The following is a 24,910-nucleotide window of genomic DNA, read 5'->3' as shown; positions in this document are numbered from 1 at the left end:
CCTTGTCCCTCGGCGGCCCTTCATCCTTCGACCGCCCGGATGACCTGCTGGACCAGCCACCTGGCCCGCGCGCTGCCGACCGTGTCGTCCGGCGCGTCGAGCGCGACCGCGAACGACACCGGGCCGCGCGGGCTCTCCACGACGCCCACCAGCCAGGACGTCCGGCACGCGTACACGGTTGGCGTGCACTCGTCGTCGGTCCGGATCTCGTGCGTGCCGGTCTTCACCCAGAGCGCACCGTCCGCCGACAGGTCCTTCGCCGTGCCGTACTCGGCGGTCCCGCTCAGCGCGGAGCGCAGCTCGGCGGCCTGGGCGGGGGTGAGCGCCGGCGCCGACCGCACCGGCGTCACCCGCGTCGTCGCACCGGTCGCCGGGTCGGTGACCGCGGTGACCAGCATCGGCCGGACCGGCACCCCGTCGTTCGCGAGCGTGGCCATCACCGCGGCCAGCGCGAGCGGTGTGCCCTCCACCTGGCCCTCGCCGATCGCGTTGAGGCCGCGCCCGGACCCGTCCTCCGGGTTCGTCGGGATCCGGGTGTCGCTGCCGAACGCCCGGTCGGCGAACCGCTGCGGCTTCTCCGCGGCGTACGCGAACCGGCCGTCGTCGTCGGTCGTGAGCGGGGCGGCGGTGAGGCCCAGCGCGGTCGCCATCCGGCTGACCGCGTCCCAGCCGACCTTCCGCGCGAGCTCCACGAACGCGGTGTTGCACGAGTGCGCCAGCGCGTCGGCGAGCGTGATCGAGCCGTTCTTGGTCTCCGGGCACGGGCCGTCGCCGAAGTTGCGGATCGGCTTGTCGCCGTCCCACGTCGTGGTCGTCGGCGCCGCGATCAGGTCCGTGGCGCTGGTGCCCGGCCGGTGCAGGTAGGCGGCGGCGACCACGACCTTGAACGTGGACCCGAGCCCGAACCGGCGCCCGACGACCCGGTTCACGTCGACCTTCGGCAGGTCGGTGACGCCGGGCCTGCCCGCGACGTAGGCCCGCTCGACCCGCTTCTCGGCGGCCTTGCGCGCGGTCTCACCCGCGGTCGGTTCCTGCAGGTCGTACGAGCCACACTTGCGTCGCTCGTCGGGGTCGCGCTGGCCGATGCCGCAGTCGAGGCCCTCGCGGGCCTCGATGGCGCCGTTGTCGTCGACGACGCCCGCCGGGTGCGCCTTCCGCCAGGCTTCGACGTCGTCCCGCTCGTCGAGCGGCGGGGAGTCCGCGCCGGAGCCGACGGAGGAGCCGGTGCACGGGCCGAGGCTCGGCGGCGCGGGAACGCTGCTCCCGGCCAGAACCCGGCCGGTCGCGGCGTCCATCACGACCAGGCCACCGGCGAGCGGGTCGGCGCCGTCCGGGCCGGGCTTCCGCATCGCGGCGTTGACGACCTTCTGCAGCGCCGGATCGAGGCCGAGCGTCAGACCGCCCTCCGGGAGGTCGCCACCGGGCAGCAGGCGGCGGCGCAGGCTGGACCCCGAGGTGGCGCCGCTGCCGACCACGTCGGAGTAGGCCTCGTCGAGCAGCCCGGACGGTCCGTTGCCGACCCGGACCAGGCCGCCCAGGTCGTCCGGCGTCAGCTCGCCCGACGTGCAGCGCCAGACGCCGGACCGGCGGGTGCTCGCCAGCACCGTGTCGCCGATCGTCAGCCGGACCCGTGCCCGGTTGGCCGCCACCAGGTCGGTCGAGCACTTTGCCGGGTCGATCGGACGGGTCGTCGGGCCGTCCGGCCCGTACGAGGGGTCGGGCTCCGAGACGCAGGCCCGGCGGTTCTCGTCGTAACCGACCCAGAGCGACGTGAAATCCGGCCACGGTGCCCGGTACGGGACCACGGTCACCAGCACGCCGATCACCAGGCAGAGCGGGAAACTCGCTCCGATCAGGACCCGCGCGGGCGGGGTGGGCAGCCGGGCCAGCAGGCCGGCCTGCGCGACCGGACGCTGCCCGGCGCGGCGGGTCGGTGCCCCGGCGGCCCGCGCGGCCCGGAACGTCCCGGCGTACCCGGCGACCGCGACCGCGCCGATCGCGAGGAACAGCGCCAGCGAGGCCTGCGGCCCGCGGGACAGGAACGGCGCGGTGATGCCGGAGTGCGGAACCGCGCCGAGCGTCGCCGCGAACACGAACACGAACTGGCCGGTGATCAGCGCCGCCAGCCCGGTACCGAGCAGCGCCGCCACGGTCAGCTGCTGCCGGGATCCGCGGAACCGCCCCGCGTCCGGCGAACCCGGCTGCGGTTCGGTCCGCGGCGCCAGGCCGGCCGGGAACTGGATCAACGCCAGCCCGAGCAGCACGATCGCGGCCGCGCACGCCAGCACGGTCAGCCCACCGAGCTTGTTCCACGCCGCGGCCAGCACGAAGTCCGTGGACGCGGCCGGTAACCGCGGCACCAGGACGTCGCTCAGGCCGCGGCCCCACAGCCCGCCGTCGTTCACCGCCGCCAGCGCGTGCGCGACCTGCGACCGTTCGCTCTCCAGGTCCGCGACGCCCAGCCGCTGACACACCTCGGTGCCGGGCGGGGCCGCGGCCGGTGGCGTCGCCCCGTCCGGGAGCGGGTAACACGAGGCGTTCCAGCGGTACGCCCAGGGGTCCCGCCAGATCAGGAAGCGTTCGCTCACGTAGTCGGTGAACGGGGCGACGATCGCGGCGAGCGCGCACAGCGCCGCCGCGATCAGGCCGTACGGCCGCAGGTAGCGCAGCGCGCCGGTCCCGGTCCAGGCGCGCAGCCGGGTCCGTAACCCGGGCGCCTCGCCGGTCAGTGCGTCGAACGGGGTCGCACGTGCCTCGATGCTCAGCGCCGCCCAGAGCACGCCGAGCGTCGCGGCCAGCACCGGGATCAGCGACCCGAAGTCGCTGCGCACCGCGCTGCAGAACGCGACGGCGCCGACCAGCGCCATCGGGTAGAGCAGGAACCGCGTCTGCCGTTCGAACGTGCGCGCGCTGCGCCACGGTTCGGTGCGCAGCCCGGTCCGCAGCTGCCGGACCGCGTTGCGCAGCCCGATCCGCCGGAACACCACGGCCTCGACGCTGTACTTGCTGACGACGACCGCGAGCACGACGAGGAAGACGGCCTTGCCGAACTCCGGTGTCGCGACCCCGCCGATCGTCAGCGCACCGCCGCCGGGATGCGCGATCACCGGCGCGAGGAACGGCGCGGTCACCAGCGCACCGACCCAGAGCCAGGACCAGACCGGGTTGCGTCGGGTCCGCTGCTTCCAGGCCCGCCGCCACCGGTCCCAGCCGGCCCGGAGGTCCTGCCCGACCGAGCCGCGACCGCCCTCCCGGCCGCGGCCGACCCCGGCATCGGCCCTGGCCCCGGCGCCGGCGTCAGCCCCGGCCCCTGCGTTGCGCCGGTCGGGCGGGCGCGGGCGGTCAGCGGGCCGCGGCCGGCCTGCGCGGCGGGCGACGATCAGGCCGGCCGCGAGCAGCACCAGCAGCCCGGCGATCGGCAGCCCGAGCGACTTCAGCGCGGGCTCGACGACCGTGCTCCGCACACCGTCCGCGGCCCCGCTCTCGGGGTCGGCGATCAGGCTCAGCCGCACGGTCAGCTGGCACCCGAGGTGGAACAGCGACACGACGAGCAGCAGGATCGCCAGGCCCGGCGCCGACACGTCCGTGTCGTGGCGGGCGGCGTGCGCGGCTTGCAGGACCCGCACGCCCAGCAGCAGCGCGGCCAGCAGGCCCGCCCCGACCGCGTACACCCAGACGACGTTGACGCCGCCGCTCAGCCAGACGCCGACCCAGGCCAGCGCCAGCGGCAGCACGAGCACCCACCGGCGCCGGCCGCCGGTCACCGGCACCGCGGCCCAGGCGCGATCCCGGCGCCGGAGCAGGTCGGCGGCGAGGACGACGGTGGCGACCATTCCGGCGAGCACGAGCAGGTTGCTGATCGCGCTCACGGAGAAGAATCCACTCACCGTTCCTCTTCAGGTTCGAGAAAGAGAGAAAACTCCGCGACGTGGCCCCAATTTCGACAACCGTTCGGGGGTCGCGGCGTGCTCGGTTCGACGCGCGGCCGAATAGCGCGACCGAGCGCCGGAGCATATTTATCCGATCAGGGTCCGAATAGGGCGGACCCGCTACTGCGTTGGTTCGCCCGATCGAGGCGACGACGCAATTCCTGTTCACCGAGTTCTGCCGACATCTCGGTCTGTTTCGTCCGCAGCCGGGCCCGGGCTGCCAATTCTTCCTCGCGTGCCTTGCTCTGATGCTCGATGTGCTGCTCGGCGCTCTTGATCTGGTCCCGATTGTAGGAAACCAGCGCCACCTCGTACGGGCTCGGTGCACCCAGCGTCATGAGGAACTTCAGCAGGACCGGTAGCACCTCGATCAGCGTGATGAACGCCCACAGCACCAGGTACGCCGCCTGCACGTCGCCGCGTTCGGCCCGCAGGTCGCCGAGCGCCCGGATGCGCTCCAGCAGACCCTGGTTCTTCTCGATCGCCTCCCGCGACGCGGCGAGTTCCGCCTTCTGCTCGCGCTGGTGCCGCTGGAGCTCCGCGGTGTCGTGGGCGATGTTCTGCTTGCCCAGCTTGTTGAGGCGGGCGACCTCGGAGCGCGCGGTGCGGCCGTACTGCTCCTCCCGCACCCTGATCAGTGTCTCGAGCCGGGTGACCTCGGACGTATCGCCGCTGTTCAGCGCCTGTTTCCGCTCCCGCCGGGCCGCCTCGAGCTGCCGGCCGGCGTCGCGGACCGCCCGCTGGTCCTTGACGATCTTGTCCGCCTGGCTGCGGGCGTTGATCGCCGCGGTGTCGTCCGCGACCTTCTGCTCCCACTTGGGGATGTCGTGGGCCGCGACGATCCGCTGCGCGGCGGCGGTGAGCTTCCGGTTCTGGGTGTCGCGCAGCTGGTCGTTGATCTCGTTGTTGAAGACGCGCAGGACGAGCGGCGTCGACACGACGACGCCGATCAGCAACGCCATCAGGAACCGGGGCAGCGCCTGCAGGAAGTTCTTCCACAGCGCGTCCCGCCGGGGGAACGCCGAGATCAGCCAGCGGTCGAGGTTCAGGATCGCCAGACCCCAGAACAGTCCGACCAGGACACAGACAACGATCGACGCCTGTAACGCCAGATTGATCGCCAGCCCGGCCGAGAGCGCGGCCATGCTGGCGGTAGTGAGCACCACCCCGCCCAGGCCCTCGTACTTGCCGACCTCGCCCGGCGTTTTCGCCAGTACTTCGCGATTGGCCCCGGAAAGCCAGATAAGGAAACGCCCCACTCAAGACTCCTGGCGGCCGACCACACCCGTGACTTTCCTGTGAGGATAGGGGACACGGGCAATGTGGCGTGCGGGCCGAATAGCGCTCAGTCGATTCGTGCCCGCACCCAGTCGTGGAACCCGGCGATGTGGTTCTCGCTGGGCACCAGGACGCCACCCCGGGCGTAGGCGCGGGAGCTCATCGCCGGCTGGGTGCGCTCGCAGGCCTCGAAGTCCTGCTGGTTGACGCGGTGGAACAGCTCGACGGAGGCCGACACGTCGGCGCCGGACTCCACGACCCCCGGCAGGTACAGCCAGTCGCACTCGACGACGGTCCGGTCGGCGGCCAGCGGCACCATCCGGTGCAGGATCACGTGGTCGGGCACCAGGTTGACAAAAACCTGCGGGCGGATCGTGATCGCGAAGTACCGCCGGTCCTGGGCCGCCGAGACACCGGGGATCCGGTCCAGGCCCGCCGAACCGTCCACCGTGAACCCCTCGACGCCGTCGCCGAACTCCGCGCCGTGCCCCACGTAGTACTGCGCGGCGTACCCGTTCGCGAACTCCGGCAGCACCTCGACCAGCTCGGGGTGGATCGTCGCGCAGTGGTAACACTCCATGAAGTTCTCGACGATCAGCTTCCAGTTCGCCGCGACGTCGTACCGGATCCGCCGCCCGACCTTGAGCGACGGCACGTCGTAGGCGTCGATGCTCGCCAGGTCGCCGAGGCGTTCGATCACCGCGCCGAAAACGTCGTCGGCGAATGACGGCGGGTCCTCGGCCAGGCACACCCAGACGTAGCCGAGCCACTCGCGGGTGTGCACCGGCATCAGCCCGTAGGCCTGTTTGTCCAGGCTGGGCATGCTCGCCAGGTTCGGAGCGGCGATCAGCTTGCCGGTCAGGTCGTACGTCCAGGCGTGGTACACGCACCGGAACGCCCGACCGACCGAACCCTCCTCGTCCACACACAGTTGGGCCCCCCGGTGCCGGCAGACGTTCAGGAACGCCCGAATCCCGCGGTCCCGCCCACGAACCAGGACGACGCTCTCCCGCCCGATTCGCACGGTGCGGAACGCGCCGGACGCGGCCAGGTCGTCGGCGCGGACCGCGCAGAACCACATCCGCTCGACGATCCGCTCCTGCTCGCGGGCGAAGACCTCCGGGTCGGTGTAGTACCGGCCGGGGAGCGTGGCCGGCAGCGGAGTCATGTCCGGCTCCCCGCCGCGGAGGAACGGGCCGGGTCGAACAGCGCGATCGGGTGCCGGGTCGTGCCGTCGGTCGCCAGGTCCGCGAGGATCTCGCCGACGACCGGCACGAACTTGAAACCGTGGCCGGAGAACCCGCACGCGATCACGACCCGCTCGTGCTCCGGGTGGGGCGCGATGACGAAGTGCTCGTCGGGCGTCGTCGTGTACATGCAGGCCGCGCCCCGGAGGAAGCGCCCGGGGAGCGTCGGGAGGTCCCGCCCGGCCCGCTCGGCCATCGCGGTGATCTCGTCGTCGTGCACCTCGCGGTCCAGCGTGTCCGGTGTGGTGTCGATCCCCTTCCGGAAGAATGCGATCTTGACGCCGCCCTCCGGACCGTCGATCGACGGGAACCCGTACGTCTGGACGCCGGTCCGGTCCTCCCAGACGTAGATCGGGTGGCGGTCGGGCAGGTACGGCTCGACGCCGCCGACCGGCTGGAACCAGTACATGACCTGCCGTTCCACCCGGAGCGGCAGGCCGAGCGAGGCGAGGACACGCGGGGCCCAGGCGCCGGGGGAGATCACGAGGGTTCCGGCGGTGTACGTCCCCCGTGCGGTGGTGACGGCTACTCCACCGCTGTGCGCCGACCAGTCCAGGACCGGCTCCTCGAAGTGCAGGTCCGCACCGAGCCGGCCGGCGACCGAGAGGTGGGCGGCGACCGACGCCTCCGGACGGACGAACCCGGCTCGCTCCTCGTAGAGCCCGACGACGTCCTCGTCCGGCGCCGTCGTGGGGAAGCGGACGCGGATCGTCTCGGCGTCCAGCAGCTCGTGCGGAAGGTTCCACTCGCGGGCGGCGGCGAGGCTGCCCGCCACCGTCGTGGACTCCGCCGGGCCGACGTAGAGCCCGCCGGTGAGCGTCAGCAGGTCCGCGCCGGACGCCGCCTCCAGGTCCTCCCAGAGTTCGTAGGCGCGGACCAGCAGCGGGACGTAGGCCGGATCCTCGAAGTAGGACTGCCGGATGATCCGTGAGCCGCCGTGGCTGGAGCCCAGCGCGTGCGCCGGGCCGAACTGCTCGAGCCCGAGGACGCGCTGCCCGCGCGCCGCGAGGTGGTGCGCCGCGGCGCTGCCCATCCCGCCCAGGCCCAGGACGATGACGTCATAGCTGTTCATGAGGTCCTCTCAGCGCCGGATGCCCCATCATCGCCGGATACGCAGCATCCCGGGGTCGACCAGTGGCTCGGTGCCGACCGTGGCGGCCAGCCGGGTACCCAGATAGTCGATCGTCACCGCGTCCCCGGCCCGCAGCGACGCGGGCAGCCAGGCGTACGCGACACACCGCCCGATCGTGTAACCGTACGAGGCGCTGGTCACGTACCCAGCCGGGGTGTCACCGGAGTACACCGGCTCCTTGCCCAGCACCACCGCGGCCGGGTCGTCCAGCGTCAGCACGGTCAGGCGGGACGACGGTTCGCCGAGGGCGCGCAGCGCATCGCGTCCGACAAAGTCTTTGTCGTTGCGGACCGCGAACCCGAGCCCGGCCGCGAACGGGTCGTGCTCGGTGGTCATGTCGGTACCGGCCAGCCGGTAGCCCTTCTCCAGCCGCAGGCTGTTGAACGCGCTGCGGCCGGCCGCGATCACGCCGAGCCGCTGACCGGTGTCCCAGAGCGTGTCCCAGAGGCGGAGGCCGAGGTCGGCGGACGTGTAGAGCTCCCAGCCCAGCTCGCCGACGTAGGACAGCCGCAGCGCGTCGACCGGAACGTCACCGACGGTCAGGTGCCGTGCCTTGAAGTACCCGAACGCCGCGTGCGAGACGTCGGCCGACGTCAGTGGCTGCAGCACGTCGCGAGCCAGCGGCCCCCACAGCCCGACGCAGCAGGTGCCACCGGTGACGTCCCGGACGTGCACGTCGTCCGGGGCGTGGCGCAGCAGCCGATCCAGGTCCAGCGGCCCGTTGACGCCGACCTGGAAGCGGGCCGGGGCGAGCCGGGCCACGGTGAGGTCGCTCCGCACGCCGCCCGCCTCGTCGAGCAGCAGCGTGTACGTGACCGCGCCGGGCGGCTTGTCGACGTTGTTCGTCGTCATGTGCTGCAGGAACCCGAGCGCGCCGGGCCCGGCCACCTCGAGCCGCATCAGCGGCGTCATGTCGTACATCGCCACCCGCTCGCGGGTGACCAGCGCCTCGGCGCCCGCGGTCTTCGACCAGTGCCGCGCCGACCACGGGTCCCGATCCGGGATCGTGCGGACCTCCGGCAGCCCGTCGTTGGCCGCGAACCAGAGCGGCCGTTCCCAGGCCGCGCCCTCGGTGAACACCGCGCCGAGCTCGACCTGGCGCGGGTAGAACGGGCTGACCCGCAGCGGCCGCGGGTTGGCCGGCGGGTCGAGCGGGTGCAGGATGTCGTACACCTCGATGAAGTTCCGGCCGGCGCGTTCCCGCACGTAGGACTCGGTCAGCTGCACCCGGTCGAACCGGTACAGGTCGCATTCGTGGACGTCGATCCCGGGGTTTCCGTCCACGATCCACCGTGCGACGGCGCGCGCGACCCCGGCCGAATGGGTCACCCAGACCGCGTCGGCGATCCAGAGTCCGGGAAGGTCGCGGTGCTCGCCGATCAGCGGGAACCCGTCGGCGGTGAACGAGAAGATCCCGTTGATGCCTTCCTCGACCTTGGTCTCGGCCAGCGCCGGCAGCAGCGCGACCGCGTCGTCCCAGGACGGGTCGAAGTCGGCGGGGGTGAACTCCTCGACGCTCGGCATGACCGCTGCCTCGGCGTGAGTCCGGATCTCGGCGACCGGCATCGGGCGGTGCGCGTACGAGCCGATGCCGACGCGGTCGCCGTGCTCGCGGAAGTACAGGTCGGCGTCCTGGTGGCGGAGGATCGGCGCGGTCGCGTCGTTCGTGGCCCCGGCGAGCGCGGCGACGGGCCCGGTCTTCGTGTACTGGTGGGCCAGCGGCAGCAGCGGGACCGGAAGGCCGACGAGCGCGCCGAACCGCGGCCCCCAGAACCCGGCGGCACCGATCACGATCTCGGCGTCGAACCGGCCCCGGTCGGTCTCGACACCGGCGACCCGGCCGTCCGGGCCGCGGAGCACCGCGGTCACCGTGTGGCCGCCGAGGAACCGGGCGCCGTGCGCGATCGCGCGTTCGGCCTGGACGGTGACCGCGGTGACGGCGTTCACCAGGCCGTCGGTGGGGGTGTGGTAGCCGCCGAGGATCCGTTCGGGGCGCAGCAGGGGGTGGAGTGCGGCGGCGCGCTCGGGGTCGAGTACCCGGCCGGGCAGTCCCCAGGAGGCCGCGAACCCGGCCCGGCGGTGCAACTCGGTCAGCCGGGCCGGGGTGGTCGCGACCTCCAGGCCGCCGACCTGGTTGAAGCAGTGCGGGCCGAGCGCTCCGAGTTTCTCCACCGTGTACTGGGCGAAGTTCGTCATGGTCTTGCTCGGGTTGGTCTGGAACACCAGACCGGGTGCGTGCGAACTCGACCCGCCGGTGGCGTAGAGCGGCCCCTGGTCGAGCACCAGGACGTCGGACCAGCCGCGCTGGGTCAGCTCGTCGGCGATCGCGCTCCCGACGACGCCCGCGCCGACGATGATCACTCGCATCGCTACCTCCAACTACTGGTGGACGCCGGGCAGCCGGGTGCCCGGGGGCAGGTGCGGGGCGGCCGTCGACGGGACGACGTGGATCGTTCCGTCGACGACCCGCACCTCGTGGGTGCGCACCGGGGCCTTCGCGGGCAGGCCCTCCGGAACGCCGGTCCGCAGGTCGAAGCGGGACGCGTGGAGCGGACACTCCACCGCGCAGCCCTCCACCCAGCCGTCGGCGAGCGAGGCGTCCTGGTGGGTGCAGGTGTCGTCGAGCGCGTAGAGCTCGCCGTCCTCGGTGTGGAAGACGCTGATCGGCGGCGTCAGGTCGTCCAGGCGGTGGCTCTCCCCACGGGGCAGATCGGCGAGTCGGCAGACCGGGATCATCGCGGCACCTCGGGGAAGGGGGTGCAGGGGGTGGTGCGTGATACAGAACGCTGTGCGTCCTACGCAACAGATTCGGAGCCTGAATCGCTCCTGTCAAGAGCAGAGGACAAGGGTGGATCGGGTGAGCGTTAATGGACGTGATGGACGCTGGACGAGAAGTGATGCCGGTGGTGACCGACGGTGTCGGCCGTGCCGATCGGCTGGCGGCCCGGATAGCGCGGGACGGTGCCTCCTGCGTGTGGTGCGGCCGGGAATTCGGGCGCTTGGTGCGCGCGACGACCGACCACCTGGTGCCGCGGGTGAAGGGCGGCCCGTCCTGGCTGGAGAACGAACTGGCGGCCTGCGGGCGGTGCAACCGGGCGCGCGGGCACCGCGGCGCCGCCGAATGGGCCGACGAGTGCGAGCGCCTCGGCTGGCCGGTCGACCGGACGCTGCTCGCGCGGACGCTCCGTGAGCTGGAGGGCGCGATCGAACGCCGTGGCGGTCAGCGCCGGGCCCGCGCCCAGATCGTCACCCAGCTCCGCCGCCTCGAGATCTGATCGCGCGCTCAGGCCGCCGGCATCGAGCAGTCGAGTGCATCCCACGAGCTTGGGGCGGCGCGTGGACGTCAGGCCGGGCGGAACGGGCCGCGCAGGGCCGCCCACTGGAGCAGCATGATCGTCTTCGCGTCGTCGATCTCGCCGGATTCGATCGCGGCCAGCGCGTCCTCGAACGGCAACTCGACGACCTCGATGTCCTCGCCCTCGTGGGCAACGCCGCCGCCCTCCGACGTCCGGCTCTCCGCGCTGTACGGCGCCGCGTAGAAGCTCAACCGTTCGGTCACCGATCCCGGGCTCATGTACGCGTCGAAGACGTGCTCGACGTCGCCGACCGTGTGCCCGGTCTCCTCGGCGGCCTCGCGCCGGATCGCGGTCTCCGGGTCGTCGCCGTCCAGCAGCCCGGCCGCGGTCTCCAGCAGCATCCCGTCCGGGTGGCCGTTGACGTACGCGGGGAAGCGGAACTGCCTGGTCAGCAGCACCGTGCGGCGCCCGGGATCGTAAAGCAAAATCGTCGCGCCGTTGCCGCGGTCGTAGGTCTCCCGGGATTCGGTGGTCACCCGTCCGTCGCTGTGCCGGTACGTGAACGTGTTCCGGCGCAGCACGTACCAGCTCGACGAGAGCAGCTCGACGTCGAGGATCTCGACCCGGGGGTTGCCCCGCAGGTCACGGCCGGTCAGGTGGAGCCCGGTGCGGCCGCGGCCGTCGGGGGCGTCCACCCCCGGTGTGCCTGCGGTGTCGGGTGGTGTCGACGTCATGTTCCTATCTTCCCGCGCACTTCTGTGAAGTATGCGCCGGGTGTCGGGTTTTTCGTCCCGGAAGATCCGCAATGGACGGTGAGTGTCCGCCGCGGAAGGTGGTTACCTGGGAACCGAGGGTTGTCGAGGATCCCGGCGGAGGGTGAGATGACGGACGTCGACTGGAACGCGCTGCGGGACCAGTACCGGGCCGGATACGACACCGGCGTCGCGGAGTTGCGGGCCGCGGCGTCGCGCTTCCGGCAGTCGGCCGAGGTGGACCTGCGCGACGACGAACTGCGCGTCGCGCTGGCCGACCTGTTCGCCGGTCTGGCCGACGACGCCGAGACGACCGGGCCCGACCCGCGGGCGCTCTCGGTGGCCCGCTCGCTCGCCGCGCTCGCGCCGCGTCCGTCGTTGCGGCAGGTCGAGCCCGCGCGTCCGGTGCCGGACGAGCCCGGCCCGGAGCCGGTGCCGGTGGTCGCGACCGCGGTGGCGCACGGGCGTCCGGCCACCCGCGCCGACCTGGTGATCGCCCGGGTCGCGGTGGCCGCGGCGTCGGTCTGGCACCGCATCCGCCGACGGCGCTGAGCTGCTGCCGTCGCCTCCGGCCGGCGCTGAGCCTCCGCTGCGTCAGGGGGTCTCCCGGGTTAGCGTTTACGCGCGCGTAGCGTAGTTGCGCGATTACGCAGAGGGAGGCGGCGGATGATCCGGCAGCGGAAGTGGGCGGTGTTCACGCTGGTCGTGTGCGGTGCGGGGCTCCTGGCCGGGTGCACCGAGAGCTCACCGGACACCGAACCGGCCGCGGAGACGTCCGCCAGTGTGTCGGCGGCGCCGACCGGGGCGTCGATCCCCGACGTGGTGGAGGTCGTCGAGCCGAGCGTCGTCACCGTGACCGCGGGGCAGTCGCAGGGCAGCGGCGTCGTCTACCGCAAGGACACGGTCGTCACCAACCAGCACGTGGTCGGCACCACGCGCGCCGTCACGCTGACGCTGGCCGACGGCGCGACCGTCAACGGAACCGTGGTCGGCACCGACGAGATCGCCGACCTCGCGGTGATCAGGACCGAGCGGACGAACCTTCCGGCGGTCGCGATCCGGTCGGACCTGCCGCGGGCGGGCGAGGTGGCGCTCGCGATCGGCAGCCCGCTCGGGTTCGAGAACACGGTCACCCAGGGCATCATCTCCGGGGTCGGACGCCAGATCCCGGCCGAGCAGACCGGCGGGCGGCCGCTCGTCGACCTGATCCAGACCGACGCGGCGATCTCTCCCGGCAACTCCGGCGGCGGCCTGTTCGACGCCCGCGGCCGGCTGGTCGGCATCAACGAGGCCTACATCCCGCCGACGTCCGGCGCGGTGTCGCTCGGCTTCGCGATCCCCAGCGCGACGGTCGTCGACGTCGCCGACCAGCTGCTCGCCAGCGGCAAGGCGACCCACCCGTACCTCGGCGTCTCGCTGACCGAGCTCACCGACGCGGTGCGCAACGCGCTCGGCGTGGACGCCGAGAAGGGCGCGGTCGTGGTGCGGGTAGCCTCCGGTTCTCCCGCCGCGGCGGGCGGGATCCGGGCCGGTGACGTGATCACGAAGCTGGGCGCGGAGAACGTCGAGGCGGTGGAGGACGTCTACGTGGCGTTGCGCGCGGTCGAGCCCGGCGACCGGGTGGACGTCGTCGTGCAGCGCGGCGGGGACGCCACCACGATCTCGGTCACGGTCGGAGAGATCACCGGCTGAAACTGTGCAACAGATGTGAGGCCCCGCGCGTCCTGGGAAGGACTGAGTTCTCAGGACGGGGAAGGTGTGTCCAGTGGCGGAGCCCGATGGCTTCGAACAGTTCGTCTCCGAGCGCGCCACCGCGCTGACCCGCTACGGCTTCGTCCTCACCGGCAACCCGCACGACGCGGCGGACCTGGTGCAGGAGGCCCTGGTCCGGTTGCGCGGTGCGTGGGGGCGAGTCCGCCGCCGGGACGATCCCGAGGCGTACGTCCGCACGACGATGGCCCGGCTACACGTCAGCTGGTGGCGCAAACGCCGGCGAGAACGGCTGGTCGAAGCGGTCCCGGAGGGCTGGGCCACCGATCCCGGCATCGAGCGGGCCGAGGAGGACATCGGGGTCTGGCGGGCACTGTCGGTCGTGCCCCCACGGCAGCGGGCGGTGCTGGTGCTGCGCTACTACGAGGGGCTCGGCGACGACGCGATCGCCGAGCGGCTGCGGGTCAGTCGCGCGACCGTCCGCAGCCAGGCGCTGCGCGGCTTACGGACGCTTCGCGAGCACCTGACGCCCGGCGCCGCACCACCGCAGCCCGAAATCCTCACCACCGAGCGGAGGCGCCATGTCTGACCGTGATCACCCGGACGGCGTCGCGCTGGACGTCGTCCTCACCCGGACGCTGAACCGGGCCGCGCACGCGGCACCACCGCCGCCGCCGGACCTGCACCGGACCGTCGCCCGGCGCCACGCACGACGCCGCGGCACGCTGGTGGCTGCGGCCGCCGCCGTCACCGTGTTCGCCGTGCTGACCGGCGCCGTCGGAGCGCTGCGGGCCTGGCGGGACACCCCGGCGCCGACCACACCCGCCACCGCCGAGGAACGGTGGCCGGACGCGGTCCGGACGGTGCCGTCGACGCTCGACGGAGTCCGCCCGCTCTCGGTGAACGCCGTGCTCCCGGACGGGCGCACGATCGCCAGCACGCCCGGGTCGGGTGGGACCGCGCAGCTGGTGATCCTGAGCGACGACTCCGAGAGCGTCGAGACGATCGTCGAGTACCCGCAGACCAGTAGCGCGAGCGTCCACATCAGCCAGGTGCGGGCCAACTCGAGGTGGGTGGTCTGGCAGCTGAGCCGCGGAACGGGACCGGAAGAGATCTGGAGCGCACGCCTCGACGCACCGCACCTGCAGAAGATCGCCACCGTCAGCAACACGCTCGGAACGTTCTCGCTCACGCTGGACGGCGACCGGGTCATCTACGGCCCGACGCCCGAGGGGATCCGGATCATCCCCGCGGTCGGCGGCACGCCGACGCTGCTGCCCGGCACCGATCAGTACTTCACCGTGTTCTGGCCCTGGCTCGTGCACAACCAGGAGGCGCCCCACCACCCGGCCGGCACTCCGACGACGCTGTGGAACACCCGCACCGGCGAACGACGCACGGCGGTGTTCACCGCGACGAGCTTCCGGGACTCGTGCAGCCCGGTCTGGTGCGTCGCGCTCGGCCACGACGGTATGCACGTCACGACCGTCCGCGTCGACGGCACCGACCGGCGGTCCTGGCCCGAGCACCGGACGGACTTCGCTTCCCTGACGCCGATCCGCGACCGCTACCTACCGCTCTTCCGCAAGACCCTGGCCCCCGACGGGACGCAGGTCCTCGACCTGATCGACCTGGTCGAGAACCGGACGGTAGAACTCGGCCGGGTCCGGAACGCGCCGTCCGTGCTGATGGGCGTCACGCTCGGGGACCGGGTCGTCTCCTGGCCGGGGGAGACCGGGTTCCAGCACGTGCTCGACCTGAAACGGGTGCGCTGAGCCGAATCGGGGTTGAATGCGGTGAGCGACCCGACGAGGAGGCGGCCGCATGACCACCGAGACCGAACAGAAGCGCGGGAGGGTGCGGGTGGAGCCGGGCCTCAAGCGGGTCCGGGCGCTGGTCGGCGGCCGGGTGGTCGCCGACACCCGGCGCCCGTTCTTCGTCTGGGAGAAGCCGTACTACCCGACCTACTACGTGCCGCGAGCCGACGTGTTCGCCGAGCTGGTGCCGACCGGCGAGGTCAGCCGGTCGCCCAGCCGCGGCGACGGCGCCGTCCAGGACGTGGTGCTGCCCGACCGGACGCTCGGGTCGGCCGCCGTGCTGTTCCCGGACTCCCCGGTGCCGGAGCTGCGGGACCTGGTGCGGCTGGACTGGGCGTCGATGGACGAGTGGCTGGAGGAGGACGAGCCGGTCTACGTCCACCCCCGCGACCCGTACAAGCGGGTGGACATCCTGAGCAGCAGCCGGCACGTCCAGGTGAGCATCGACGGCGTCGTCGTCGCCGACTCCCATCAGCCGCGGATCCTGTTCGAGACCAGCCTGCCGCCGCGGTACTACCTGCCGCTCACCGACGTGCGGTTGGACCTGCTACGCCCGTCGACGCTGGTCACGCACTGCCCGTACAAGGGCGCGGCGACGTACTGGGACGTGGTGCTGGAGTCCGGGGTCGTCCACTCGAACGTCGTCTGGGCCTACCGGTCACCGCTGCCGGAGAGCCAGAAGGTGACCGGCCTGGCCGCGTTCTACGACGAGAAGGTCGACGTCACGCTCGACGGCGTGCGGCAGGAACGGCCCCGGACGCACTTCAGTTAGGGAGCTCGGTGGGCACCGCGATGACGTCGACCATCGCCCCGTTGCGGTAGACGGTCAGCGGCAGCGGCACGCCGATCGCGTCGGTGAACAGCAGCTTCTGTAACCCCTGGGCGTCCCGGACCGGGGCGCGCCCGGCGTCCAGCAGCAGGTCACCGGTGCGGACGCCGGCGTGGTCGGCGGGGCTGCCCGCTACCACCTCCACGACCCGGAGGCCCCGGGACGGCGCCCGGCCCTGGTTGCGCTCCGCGAGTCGCCTGGCCAGCACGTCGGGCAGCGGGAACGGCGCGGTGACCAGGCCGAGGTACGCCCGCCGGACCCGGCCGTCGGCGCGGAGGGCTGTCAGGATCCGCCGGGTCGTCGTGTTGATCGGGACGGCCAGGCCGACGCCGATGCCCGCGACCGCGGTGTTGATCCCGACCACTCGTCCGTTCGCATCGGCCAGCGCACCACCGGAGTTGCCGGGGTTGAGTGCGGCGTCGGTCTGAATCACGTCCTCGATCAGGCGGGTCGCGCCACCGCTGCGGGCCGGCAGCGACCGGCCGAGCGCGCTGACCACCCCGGCCGTCACCGTGCCGGACAGCCCCAGCGGGTTGCCCACCGCCACGACGAGCTGCCCGACCTGCAGTGCGTCGGCGTCGCCCAGTTCGATCCCGTCGATCGGCGCGTCGTCCGCCCGGGCGACCGCCAGGTCGGACAGTGGGTCCGCGCCGATCACCGAGAAGCGGCTCTCCGAGCCGTCGGCGAACGCCACCCGTCCGCTCTCCGCGCCGTGGACGACGTGCGCGTTGGTCAGCATCAGGCCGTCGGAGTCCACGACGACCGCGGAACCGGCGCCCTCGCCGCGCCTGCTCCGCACCGCGAGCGCGGCGACGTGCGGCCCGACCGTCCGGGCGACCCGGGTGACGATCTGCGAGTAGGCGTCGAGTTCGGTCATGAGGGCCTCCTCGCTGGTTGATTACCTTGTTGCAACTGTTGCTCGGTCGCGGGCTTCCCGCCAGCCGCGTTTACGATTCGGCGTGACTTCTGGTGCCCGTGAAGTGCTCACCTGGGATCTGTTCGGCACGGCGTCCCGTGAGCTCGCCGCTCAGGTCGCGGCCGACGGGTACCGCCCGGAGATCGTCCTGGCGATCGCGCGCGGCGGCCTGCTGCCCGCCGGCGCGCTGGCCTACGCGCTCGACGTGAAGAACGTCGCCACGATCAACGTCGAGTTCTACACCGGCGTGGACGAGCGGCTCGCGGTCCCGGTGATGCTGCCGCCGGTGCCCGAGATCGTCGACCTGGCCGGCGCGCGGGTCCTGATCGTGGACGACGTCGCCGACACCGGCCGCACGCTCGAGGTCGTCTACGAGTTCTGTTCCGCGCACGTCGCCGAGGCACGCACCGCGGTGCTGTACGAAAAGCCGCAATCGGTCGTTCACTGCGAGTACGTCTGGCGGCGCACCGATCGCTGGATCAACTTCCCGTGGTCGACCCTGCCGCCCGTCGGGTGAGCCGCTTACGGTAGGACCGTGCGCATCGGGGTGATCGGGGCCGGCATCGTCGGACTGTCGACCGCCTACGCCCTGCGGCGGTACCCGGTGAGCGTGCGGTGCTACGAATCCGGTGCGCCGATGGGTGGCCGGTCGCGCGGCGGCACCCGGATCTTCCGCCTGGCGCACGGCACCCCGGCGCTCGTGCGGTACGCCGCCAGGGCCCGGACCGGCTGGCGCCGCTGGGAGCGGACGGCGGGCCGCACGCTGGTGGGGGCCGAGAGCACGGTCGTCAGCGGCGTCGGCGCGGACGAGTGGTACGCCGCGATGCGGTCCGCCGGGGTCCGCTGTGGACTGTATGCCGACGTCGCCGACGTCCCGGGCCTTCCGGCCCGGCCGGGAACGCCGGGGCCGTTCCTGGTCGACCCCGCGGGCGGCGTCATCCGGGCCGAGGCCACCGGCGAGTTCCTCACCGCCGCGGTACGTCGCTCCGTGCATGTGGACGCTGTGCGGCGGATCACCGTCCACGGGGACACGGCCACGATCCACTCGACCGGCGGCAGCTGGCAGTGTGACTCGGTGCTGATCGCGGCGGGCACCGGCACCGCGGCACTGGCCGCACCGCTGGGCCTCCCGGTCCCCGCCGCGCTGGAGCACCACGTCCGATTCACGTTTCCGCTGGTGGCCACCGCCGGGCCGGACGGAGGCGCGCTGCCGCCGCCGCGCTGTTGGATCGAACGCAGCGGCGCCTGGAAGGACGGGTTCACCACCTACGGCCACCTGGCCGCGCCCGGCCAGTGGGCGATCGGCGGCCACTTACCCGAGGAGGACACCGCCTGGGAAATCGGACCGGACGAGGCCAGACGCCGCGCCGAGCCCGTCGTCACCGGTTACGTCGCGGAATTCCTCGGCGACGTCGTGGACCCCACCCCGGTCGACACCGTGTACTGCGCGGTGACGCCCGAGCTGGGTGACGGCATCCAGGTCGCGCGCGCCGGACCGGTGCTCGCCGTCTGGGGCGAGAACCTGTTCAAGTTCGCCCCCGCGCTCGGCGCCGACCTCGCCGCCGCCGTCGCGTCCCGCGGGCTCCCCGACGATCTGCCGTAGCGAGCGAGGGCTGCGGACGACCACACTGGATTCTGCTGCTGCAAAGGAGCATCGGCATGAAAAAGCTCATCAACGCTCCCGCCGACGTCGTGGTCGAGGCACTCGCGGGCCTGGCCGCCGCTCACCCGAAGCTGGCGGTCGATCTCAAGAACCGGGTCGTGTACCGGGGAGACGGGCCGGTCCGGGGCAAGGTCGGGCTGATCTCCGGCGGCGGGTCGGGGCACGAGCCGATGCACGGCGGCTTCGTCGGGCGCGGCATGCTCGACGCCGCCTGCGCCGGGGAAGTGTTCACCTCTCCCGTCCCCGACCAGATCCTCGCCGCGACCCAACTCGCCGACGGTGGTGCCGGCGTGCTCCACATCGTCAAGAACTACACCGGCGACGTCATGAACTTTGAGATGGCCGCGGAACTGGCCGAGGGCGTCGAGATCGCCACCGTGATCACGAACGACGACGTCGCCGTGGAAGACAGCCTCTACACCGCGGGCCGGCGCGGCGTGGGCGTCACCGTGCTGCTGGAGAAGATCGCCGGCGCCGCCGCCGAAGAGGGCCGTCCGCTCGCCGAGGTCGCCGCGATCGCGCAGCGTGTCAACGACCGCGGCCGCAGCATGGGGCTCGCGCTGACGTCGTGCACGGTGCCGGCCGCCGGGAAGCCCACGTTCGACCTCCCGGACGACCAGATGGAGCTCGGCGTCGGCATCCACGGCGAACCCGGCAGGCGGCGGGTGCCCATGGCGTCGGCGCACGAGGCGGCCGCGATGCTGGTCGAGCCGGTACTGGCCGAGCTCCAGCCGGACCAGGGTGTGCTGGCGTTCGTCAACGGCCTCGGCGGAACCCCGCTGATCGAGCAGTATTTGCTCTATGGCGAGGTCGCCGCGCTGCTGGACAAGCAGGGCATACCGGTCGTGCGATCGTTGGTGGGGTCGTACATCACCAGCCTCGACATGGCCGGAGCGTCGGTGACGCTGCTGGCCCTCGACGACGAGCTGCTCCGGCTGTGGGACGCCCCGGTCGACACGCCCGGGCTGCGGTGGGGCGCGTGAGTGACGTCGAGGCCTGGGTGCGGGAGTTCGCGCGGTCGGTGGTGGCGGAGGCGCCGCGGCTGACAGAGTTGGACTCCGCGATCGGCGACGCCGACCACGGCGCCAACCTCTCGCGGGGGCTGACCGCGGTGGTCGCGGCGCTCGAGGATTCGTCGTTCCCCGACGACGGGGCGTTGCTCAAAAAGGTCGGGATGGTGCTGGTCAGCACCGTCGGCGGCGCCAGCGGACCGCTCTACGGCACGTTCTTCCTGCGAGCCGCGGGTTCAATCGGCGACGGCTTCCCGGCCGCGTTCCGCGCCGGCGTCGACGGCGTCGCTGCCCGGGGCAAAGCCGCGCCCGGCGACAAGACCATGCTCGACACGCTGGTCCCGGCCGCCGAGGCGCTGGCAGCGGGCAAGGATTGGGCCGCCGTGGTGGACGCCGCCGACGCCGGCCGGGACGCGACGATCCCGCTCGTCGCCCGCAAGGGCCGAGCCAGCTACCTGGGTGAGCGCAGCGCCGGTCACCTCGATCCGGGGGCGACCTCGGCGGCGCTGCTGGTCACGGCGGCCGCGGTGACCCTCGGGGCAAGTGGCTGAGGTCGTGGCGTCAGGGGCGTGGGCGGCTGTCGTTCTGGGGGTGGCTGTCGTTCTGGGGGTGGCTGTCGTTCTGGGGGTGGCCATCGTTTTTGGGGTGGCCATCGTTCTTGGGGTGGCTGTCGTTCTTGGGGTGGCTGTCGTTCTTGGGGTGGCTGTCGTTCTTGGGGTGGCTGTCGTTCTTGGAGTGGCCATCGTTCTGGGGGTGGCCGTCGCGAGCGTGAGGTCGTCGTGGCTACGCGGGTGCCGGTCGCCAGGCGGAGAGCCGCGGCTTCGGGAGTCGTCGTCGCAGGCGTGGCGGGTCGGGTCGAGGGCTGTGACCGTCGTGGCGTCGCGGGCGGCCGTCCTGGCGGCGGGCACGGCCGGTGGCATCCTGACCGCGGGAGGCTCGGCCGGTGGCTGAGATCGTCGGTCTGGTGGCCGTGTCCCACAGCCGTCCGCTGGCGCGGGCGGCGGTGGGGCTGGCCAGGGAGATGGCGCAGGATGCGCCGGTGCGGATCGCGGTCGCGGCGGGTCTCGACGACGCAGGGCCCGCCGGGGAAGTGGGGCTCGGGACCGACGCGGTCGCGATCGCCGAGGCGATCGGCGAGGTCTCCGGACCGGCAGGCGTGGTCGTGCTGATGGACCTCGGCTCCGCGGTCCTGTCGGCCGAGCTCGCGCTCGACCTGCTCGATCCGGACGTCGCGGAGCGGGTGACGCTGAGCCCGGCGCCGCTCGTCGAGGGGCTGGTCGCGGCCGTGGTCGCAGCGGCCGGAGGAGCGCCACGGGCCGAAGTAGCGGCCGAGGCGGCGGCCGGACTGATCGCGAAGACCGAACACCTCGGTGCGCCGGTAGCGGCCGGGCCGCCGCCCGCCGCGTCCCCGTCGGCGCCGGAGGGCTCCGGGTCGCGCCCGGCGCCGGGAGACGCGGGGTCGCCGCCAGCGGCGGAGGGGGCGGGGCTGTCGGCGCCGGGAGACGTGGGGTCGCCGTTGGTGTCGGGGGGTGCGGGGCCGCCGTCGGTGTCGGAGGGGGCGGGGCTGTTGGTGTCGGGAGATGTGGGGTCGCCGTTGGTGTCGGGGGGTGCGGGGCCGTCGTCGGTGCCGGGAGGCGCCGGACATGGATCGGCGCCGGAAGGCGCGGGGCCTGGGCCGGTGTCCGGGGGCGCGGACGCGCCGTCGACGGTCGGCGGGCTGCGGGGTTCGTTCGTGGTGACCGATCCGCAAGGGCTGCACGCCCGTCCGGCTGCGGCGCTGATCGGGGCTGTGCGCGGGACCGGGGTGCCGGTGACGCTGCGGAACCTGACGACCGGTGCCGGGCCGGTACCCGCGGAGAGCCTGAGCCGGGTCGCGACCCTGGAGGCGCTGTCCGGACACGAGGTGGAGGTCGGCGTCCCAGCGGGCGCTGAGGACGCACTGCGCCGCGTCCTCAGCGCGGCCCACGAGATCTTCGGCGCGCCCCCCGGTCCGCGCTGGGCTCCACCCGAGTCCGCGCTGCCACCCGCAGCGGGATCCCCCGCGGTGGGATTGCCCGTAGCGGGCACGCCTGCAGTGGGCTCGTCCGCAGCGGGCTCCCCTGCAGCGGGATCGCCTGCAGGGGTATCGCCTGCAGCAGGGCCTTCCGCCGCGGTGCCGTCTAGCGCGGAGCCGTCTGCTGCGGAGCCGTTTGCCGCAGGGATGCCTGCGGCGGTCCCGGCTGGTCAGGGGCCATCTGAGTCGGGCGAGACCGTGGCGCTGCTGGCGGGCGCAGGAGCCCTGGCCGCATCCCCAGGGATCGTCATCGGGGTCGTGCGGCAGCGGGCCCTGCGTCCTGCTGCGGGAGATCCAGTGGCCGCGGCACGCAGCCCGGAGCACGAGCAGCAGCGGCTCGAGGGCGCGCTGGCAGCGGTGGCCGCGGAGATCACCACCGTCCGCGAGCGCGTCGCCGCCGAACTGGGCGCTGCCGAAGCCGGCATCTTCGACGCTCACCTGCTGCTGCTGGACGATCCAGAGCTACGGACGGCGGCGTCCGCGCGGATAACGTCCGGAGCCGATGCCGGGACCGCCTGGGCCGAGGCGATCGGCGCGGCCGAGGCCACCTGGAGCGCGCTCGCCAACCCTTACCTGCGAGCCCGCGCCGCCGACCTGGCAGCCCTGCGCGACCAGGTAATGGCCGCCCTCACATCTGCCGCCACCACGCGCCCCGCGCCTACCGCCGCTACGCCTGCTCCCACTACGCCTGGCGAGGTTGTGCGCCCCGAGGTCGCGTCTTCCGCCGCTACGCCTGCTCCCACTACGCCTGGCGAGGTCGTGCGCGCCGACGTCGCGACCGCCGCCACCACGGCGGGCTTCGACTCGACTGGTGAGGTGGCGCCTGCCGATGATTCGGCAGCGTCTGACGCCGCGCCCGCCGACGCCGCGTCCGGGATGGGCTTGGTGAGTAGCGCCGGGCGAGACGCTTCTGCGGATGCGAGCGTCGTCCTGATCGTGGAGGACCTCACGCCGGTGGAGGCGGTCGCGGTGGATCCCGCGCGCATCGCCGGGGTCGTCCTCGCGCACGGCAGCCCCACCGCACACAGCGTCCTCCTGCTGCGGGCCCGCGGCATCCCAGCGGTCGTGGCGGCCGGGGACACGGTGCTCGCGGTCCCGGACGGCACGCCGGTCGCGCTCGACGGCGACACCGGTGAGCTGGTGCTAGACCCGGCCCCTGACGTCCGGGAGCGGCTCGAACGCACCCGCGCCGACGCCGTGCGGACGGCGTCCGCCGCGGCGGCCCAGGCCCACCGGCCGGCCCGCACCCGGGACGGCGTCCAGATTGAAGTCGGCGCGAACCTCGGCGGTCTCGCCGACGCCACCGCTGCCGCAGCGGCCGGCGCCGACCTGGCCGGGCTGGTCCGCACCGAATTTTTGTTCCTCGACCGGGACGCCGCCCCGGACGTGGACGAGCAGGTCACCGCGTACCGCGCGCTCGCCGACGCGCTCGGCGGACGGCGTCTCACGCTGCGGACGCTCGACGTGGGCGGCGACAAGCCACTGCCGTACGCGCCGGTGCCGCCGGGCGACAATCCGTTCCTCGGCGTCCGAGGGCTGCGGTTCTCGCTTCTGCGCCCGGATTTGTTCGCGGCGCAGCTCACCGCGATCGTCCGGGTCGCACACGAGACACCGGTGAGCGTGCTGTTCCCGATGGTCAGCACCGTCGACGAGCTGCGCGCAGCCCGCGAGGCGCTGGACGACGCGGTCCGGGGTATCGGCAGGGGCATTCCGGCGGGGCTGCGGGTCGGCGCGATGATCGAGGTGCCTGCCGCGGCGCTCAAGGCGTCCGCGCTGGCGCCGCTGGTGGACGTGTTCAGCATCGGAACGAACGACCTCACGCAGTACACGCTGGCCGCCGCCCGCGGCGACGGCGGCGTCGCGTCGCTCGGCGATCCGTGGGACCCCGCGGTGCTCCGCCTCGTCGACGTGGTGTGCCGGGCAGCGGGGGAGCGGGTGACGGTGAGCGTCTGCGGTGAGTTCGCCTCGGCGCCGGGGGCGGCGTCCGTCCTGGTCGGACTCGGCGCCCGCGAGCTGAGCGTCGTACCGGCGCAGGTGCCCGGCGTGAAGCAGGCCGTCCGCGAGACCTCCGTCGCCGACGCGGCGACCCTCGTCGCCGACCTACTCACCCGCCCCGGCGCCGCCGAGGCCCGCGCCGCCGCGACGGTCCGCTCCATGTGAGAACCCGCCTGGCCTGGCAATTCGAGGCATGCCGATGGCCGCGCGGCGTCGGTGGGCATGCCGATGGGCCGGGTGACGGGGTGCCGCCCGGCTGTTTCGGCTGTTGGGTTCGCTAGTCGGGTGGGTCGAGGATGGTGCCGTCGGGTCGGCGGATGGTGAGTTCTTGTCCGTCGAGTTGGAGGGTCCAGCCTTCGTCGTGGACGCGGTGGTGATGAAAGCCGCACAGGAGGATGAGGTTGTTCATGTCGGTTGGTCCGCCGTGGGTCCAGGGGATGATGTGGTGGGCTTGGGTCCAGTGGGGTGGGCGGGTGCAGTAGTGGAATCGGCAGCCCTGGTCCCTTACGACGAGGCCGCGGCGCATGGTGGGTGGGACGAGGCGGGTGCGGCGTCCGACGGCGATGGGGACGTCGTCGGGTCCGAGGATGATGCGGTTGATCGCGGCGTCGCAGGCGATGCGGTCGATGGCTTCGAGGGGGAGGGTGTCGCCGAAGTCGGTGCGGCCGCCGTCGCCGGGTCCGGGGACCCACCGGCTACCGGGAACCCAGACCCGGGGACCACGACCGGAGCCACTTCCCGAGCCGCCCGAGCCACCGCCGGAGCCGCCGAGGCCATCGCTTCCCGGGCCGCCGCCGGAGCCACGGCTGGCGCTGTTACCCCGGTCGCCGCCGGAGCCACTGCTGGAGCGGCCGAGGTCACCGTTACCCGGGCCGCCGCCGGGGCCACCCGGGCCGCCGGGCCCGCTGCCGGAGGCGCCGGGGTGCGTGTCGGGGCCGCTGGGTCCGGTGTCGGGGTGGTTGCCGGTGGGGGTTGCGGGTTGGGGTTGGTGCTGGGGGTCGGTGAGCCAGTCGGTGACCACGTCCCAGTCCCAGTCGCCAGCCCGGATCTCGTCGGCGGCTTGATCAGGGTCCGCGGCGCAGTCGGTATCCGGGTCCCACATCCGGTCGAAGCCCCGGTCGGCATCCGAGCCGAGATCCCAGCCGGACACACCGCTGTTCGGCAGCGGGCCGTCCGGGCCGGAAACTCGGGTGTCGGCCAGGACGGTGCGGCCGGCCGGGGTGCGGCGCAGGTCGCTGGCGTGGACCAGCACGGTGAGGTGGGGTTGTTCACCGGCGGTGGTG

Annotated in this window: 21 protein-coding genes; 12 read left to right on the top strand and 9 right to left on the bottom strand. The window is 73.0% G+C overall.

Features of this window, described 5'->3' with window-relative positions; genetic code table 11:
• Positions 1 to 20 precede the first annotated feature (20 nt).
• The 6 genes from BUB75_RS32750 to BUB75_RS32725 all read right to left on the bottom strand — a co-directional run bounded on the left by BUB75_RS32750 (position 21) and on the right by BUB75_RS32725 (position 10,322).
• Positions 21 to 3,887: a penicillin-binding transpeptidase domain-containing protein gene (locus BUB75_RS32750; protein WP_143175553.1), complete on the bottom strand. Its 3,867-nt coding sequence runs from the start codon at positions 3,885 to 3,887 to the stop codon at positions 21 to 23.
• A gap of 137 nt (positions 3,888 to 4,024) precedes the next feature.
• Complete coding sequence (locus tag BUB75_RS32745; RefSeq protein ID WP_073262587.1) at positions 4,025 to 5,188, bottom strand: DUF4407 domain-containing protein; 1,164 nt, start codon at positions 5,186 to 5,188, stop codon at positions 4,025 to 4,027.
• An 86-nt stretch (positions 5,189 to 5,274) separates the two neighbouring features.
• A complete protein-coding gene (locus BUB75_RS32740; protein WP_073262585.1) occupies positions 5,275 to 6,375 on the bottom strand; it encodes an aromatic ring-hydroxylating oxygenase subunit alpha in 1,101 nt (366 codons plus the stop codon).
• Entirely contained in the window at positions 6,372 to 7,526 is a 1,155-nt protein-coding gene (solA, locus tag BUB75_RS32735; RefSeq protein WP_073262583.1) for an N-methyl-L-tryptophan oxidase, read from the bottom strand. Before solA ends, BUB75_RS32740 begins: the two co-directional genes overlap by 4 nt.
• Positions 7,527 to 7,553: 27 nt before the next feature.
• A complete protein-coding gene (locus BUB75_RS32730) occupies positions 7,554 to 9,953 on the bottom strand; it encodes a GcvT family protein (RefSeq protein ID WP_073262581.1) in 2,400 nt (799 codons plus the stop codon).
• 12 nt (positions 9,954 to 9,965) lie between these two features.
• On the bottom strand, positions 9,966 to 10,322 hold the full coding sequence (locus tag BUB75_RS32725; protein ID WP_073262579.1) for a bifunctional 3-phenylpropionate/cinnamic acid dioxygenase ferredoxin subunit: 357 nt from the start codon (positions 10,320 to 10,322) through the stop codon (positions 9,966 to 9,968).
• A 140-nt stretch (positions 10,323 to 10,462) separates the two neighbouring features.
• Here BUB75_RS32725 and BUB75_RS32720 point away from each other — a divergent pair, with 140 nt between their 5' ends.
• On the top strand, positions 10,463 to 10,861 hold the full coding sequence (locus BUB75_RS32720; RefSeq protein WP_218617912.1) for an HNH endonuclease: 399 nt from the start codon (positions 10,463 to 10,465) through the stop codon (positions 10,859 to 10,861).
• A gap of 68 nt (positions 10,862 to 10,929) precedes the next feature.
• Here BUB75_RS32720 and BUB75_RS32715 read toward each other — a convergent pair whose 3' ends face one another.
• Positions 10,930 to 11,616: an NUDIX domain-containing protein gene (locus BUB75_RS32715; RefSeq protein ID WP_073262575.1), complete on the bottom strand. Its 687-nt coding sequence runs from the start codon at positions 11,614 to 11,616 to the stop codon at positions 10,930 to 10,932.
• Positions 11,617 to 11,763: 147 nt separating this feature from the next.
• Between BUB75_RS32715 and BUB75_RS32710 the strand changes: the two genes are divergently transcribed.
• The 5 genes from BUB75_RS32710 to BUB75_RS32690 all read left to right on the top strand — a co-directional run bounded on the left by BUB75_RS32710 (position 11,764) and on the right by BUB75_RS32690 (position 15,933).
• Positions 11,764 to 12,186 (top strand): hypothetical protein, encoded by a 423-nt coding sequence (locus BUB75_RS32710; RefSeq protein WP_073262573.1) that lies wholly within the window; start codon positions 11,764 to 11,766, stop codon positions 12,184 to 12,186.
• A gap of 114 nt (positions 12,187 to 12,300) precedes the next feature.
• Entirely contained in the window at positions 12,301 to 13,326 is a 1,026-nt protein-coding gene (locus tag BUB75_RS32705; RefSeq protein WP_073262571.1) for a S1C family serine protease, read from the top strand.
• A 73-nt stretch (positions 13,327 to 13,399) separates the two neighbouring features.
• Entirely contained in the window at positions 13,400 to 13,933 is a 534-nt protein-coding gene (locus BUB75_RS32700) for a SigE family RNA polymerase sigma factor (protein WP_073262569.1), read from the top strand.
• Positions 13,926 to 15,119, top strand: coding sequence for a hypothetical protein (locus tag BUB75_RS32695; protein WP_073262567.1), 1,194 nt, complete (start codon positions 13,926 to 13,928; stop codon positions 15,117 to 15,119). Before BUB75_RS32700 ends, BUB75_RS32695 begins: the two co-directional genes overlap by 8 nt.
• Positions 15,120 to 15,168: 49 nt before the next feature.
• Positions 15,169 to 15,933: a DUF427 domain-containing protein gene (locus BUB75_RS32690; protein ID WP_073262565.1), complete on the top strand. Its 765-nt coding sequence runs from the start codon at positions 15,169 to 15,171 to the stop codon at positions 15,931 to 15,933.
• Here the strand turns inward: BUB75_RS32690 and BUB75_RS32685 are convergent.
• Positions 15,926 to 16,867, bottom strand: a complete 942-nt coding sequence (locus tag BUB75_RS32685) for a S1C family serine protease (RefSeq protein WP_073262563.1) — start codon at positions 16,865 to 16,867, stop codon at positions 15,926 to 15,928. The genes BUB75_RS32690 and BUB75_RS32685 overlap by 8 nt on opposite strands.
• An 82-nt stretch (positions 16,868 to 16,949) precedes the next feature.
• Here BUB75_RS32685 and BUB75_RS32680 point away from each other — a divergent pair, with 82 nt between their 5' ends.
• From BUB75_RS32680 to BUB75_RS32655, 6 genes are read left to right on the top strand one after another with little or no spacing between them, the layout of a single operon-like run.
• Entirely contained in the window at positions 16,950 to 17,423 is a 474-nt protein-coding gene (locus BUB75_RS32680; protein ID WP_073262561.1) for a phosphoribosyltransferase, read from the top strand.
• A gap of 18 nt (positions 17,424 to 17,441) precedes the next feature.
• The gene (locus tag BUB75_RS32675) at positions 17,442 to 18,509 is read left to right on the top strand and encodes an FAD-dependent oxidoreductase (protein ID WP_073262559.1); all 1,068 of its coding nucleotides are present in this window, start codon (positions 17,442 to 17,444) and stop codon (positions 18,507 to 18,509) included.
• A 56-nt stretch (positions 18,510 to 18,565) separates the two neighbouring features.
• Positions 18,566 to 19,552: a dihydroxyacetone kinase subunit DhaK gene (dhaK, locus tag BUB75_RS32670; protein ID WP_073262557.1), complete on the top strand. Its 987-nt coding sequence runs from the start codon at positions 18,566 to 18,568 to the stop codon at positions 19,550 to 19,552.
• Complete coding sequence (gene dhaL, locus BUB75_RS32665; protein ID WP_218617911.1) at positions 19,549 to 20,130, top strand: dihydroxyacetone kinase subunit DhaL; 582 nt, start codon at positions 19,549 to 19,551, stop codon at positions 20,128 to 20,130. The genes dhaK and dhaL overlap by 4 nt, the downstream gene beginning before the upstream one ends.
• Positions 20,123 to 20,530: a hypothetical protein gene (locus BUB75_RS32660; RefSeq protein WP_073262554.1), complete on the top strand. Its 408-nt coding sequence runs from the start codon at positions 20,123 to 20,125 to the stop codon at positions 20,528 to 20,530. The genes dhaL and BUB75_RS32660 overlap by 8 nt, the downstream gene beginning before the upstream one ends.
• Positions 20,523 to 23,792 (top strand): putative PEP-binding protein, encoded by a 3,270-nt coding sequence (locus BUB75_RS32655; protein WP_073262552.1) that lies wholly within the window; start codon positions 20,523 to 20,525, stop codon positions 23,790 to 23,792. Before BUB75_RS32660 ends, BUB75_RS32655 begins: the two co-directional genes overlap by 8 nt.
• Positions 23,793 to 23,904: 112 nt before the next feature.
• Here the strand turns inward: BUB75_RS32655 and BUB75_RS48260 are convergent.
• Positions 23,905 to 24,910 (bottom strand): HNH endonuclease (locus BUB75_RS48260; RefSeq protein WP_218617910.1); only part of this gene is annotated, 1,006 nt, incomplete at its 5' end.

This window comes from Cryptosporangium aurantiacum (genome assembly GCF_900143005.1).
GTDB lineage: Bacteria > Actinomycetota > Actinomycetes > Mycobacteriales > Cryptosporangiaceae > Cryptosporangium > Cryptosporangium aurantiacum.
The sequence above is the reverse complement of the archived record's forward strand: the minus strand, read 5'-3'. Positions and strand labels throughout refer to the sequence as shown.

Coding starts and splice junctions, on each gene's coding strand:
- BUB75_RS32740 (WP_073262585.1), bottom strand. CDS start 6,375: ATGACTCCGCTGCCGGCCACGCTCCCCGGCCGGTACTACACCGACCCG.
- solA (WP_073262583.1), bottom strand. CDS start 7,526: ATGAACAGCTATGACGTCATCGTCCTGGGCCTGGGCGGGATGGGCAGC.
- BUB75_RS32730 (WP_073262581.1), bottom strand. CDS start 9,953: ATGCGAGTGATCATCGTCGGCGCGGGCGTCGTCGGGAGCGCGATCGCC.
- BUB75_RS32725 (WP_073262579.1), bottom strand. CDS start 10,322: ATGATCCCGGTCTGCCGACTCGCCGATCTGCCCCGTGGGGAGAGCCAC.
- BUB75_RS32720 (WP_218617912.1), top strand. CDS start 10,463: ATGGACGCTGGACGAGAAGTGATGCCGGTGGTGACCGACGGTGTCGGC.
- BUB75_RS32715 (WP_073262575.1), bottom strand. CDS start 11,616: ATGACGTCGACACCACCCGACACCGCAGGCACACCGGGGGTGGACGCC.
- BUB75_RS32710 (WP_073262573.1), top strand. CDS start 11,764: ATGACGGACGTCGACTGGAACGCGCTGCGGGACCAGTACCGGGCCGGA.
- BUB75_RS32705 (WP_073262571.1), top strand. CDS start 12,301: ATGATCCGGCAGCGGAAGTGGGCGGTGTTCACGCTGGTCGTGTGCGGT.
- BUB75_RS32695 (WP_073262567.1), top strand. CDS start 13,926: ATGTCTGACCGTGATCACCCGGACGGCGTCGCGCTGGACGTCGTCCTC.
- BUB75_RS32690 (WP_073262565.1), top strand. CDS start 15,169: ATGACCACCGAGACCGAACAGAAGCGCGGGAGGGTGCGGGTGGAGCCG.
- BUB75_RS32685 (WP_073262563.1), bottom strand. CDS start 16,867: ATGACCGAACTCGACGCCTACTCGCAGATCGTCACCCGGGTCGCCCGG.
- dhaK (WP_073262557.1), top strand. CDS start 18,566: ATGAAAAAGCTCATCAACGCTCCCGCCGACGTCGTGGTCGAGGCACTC.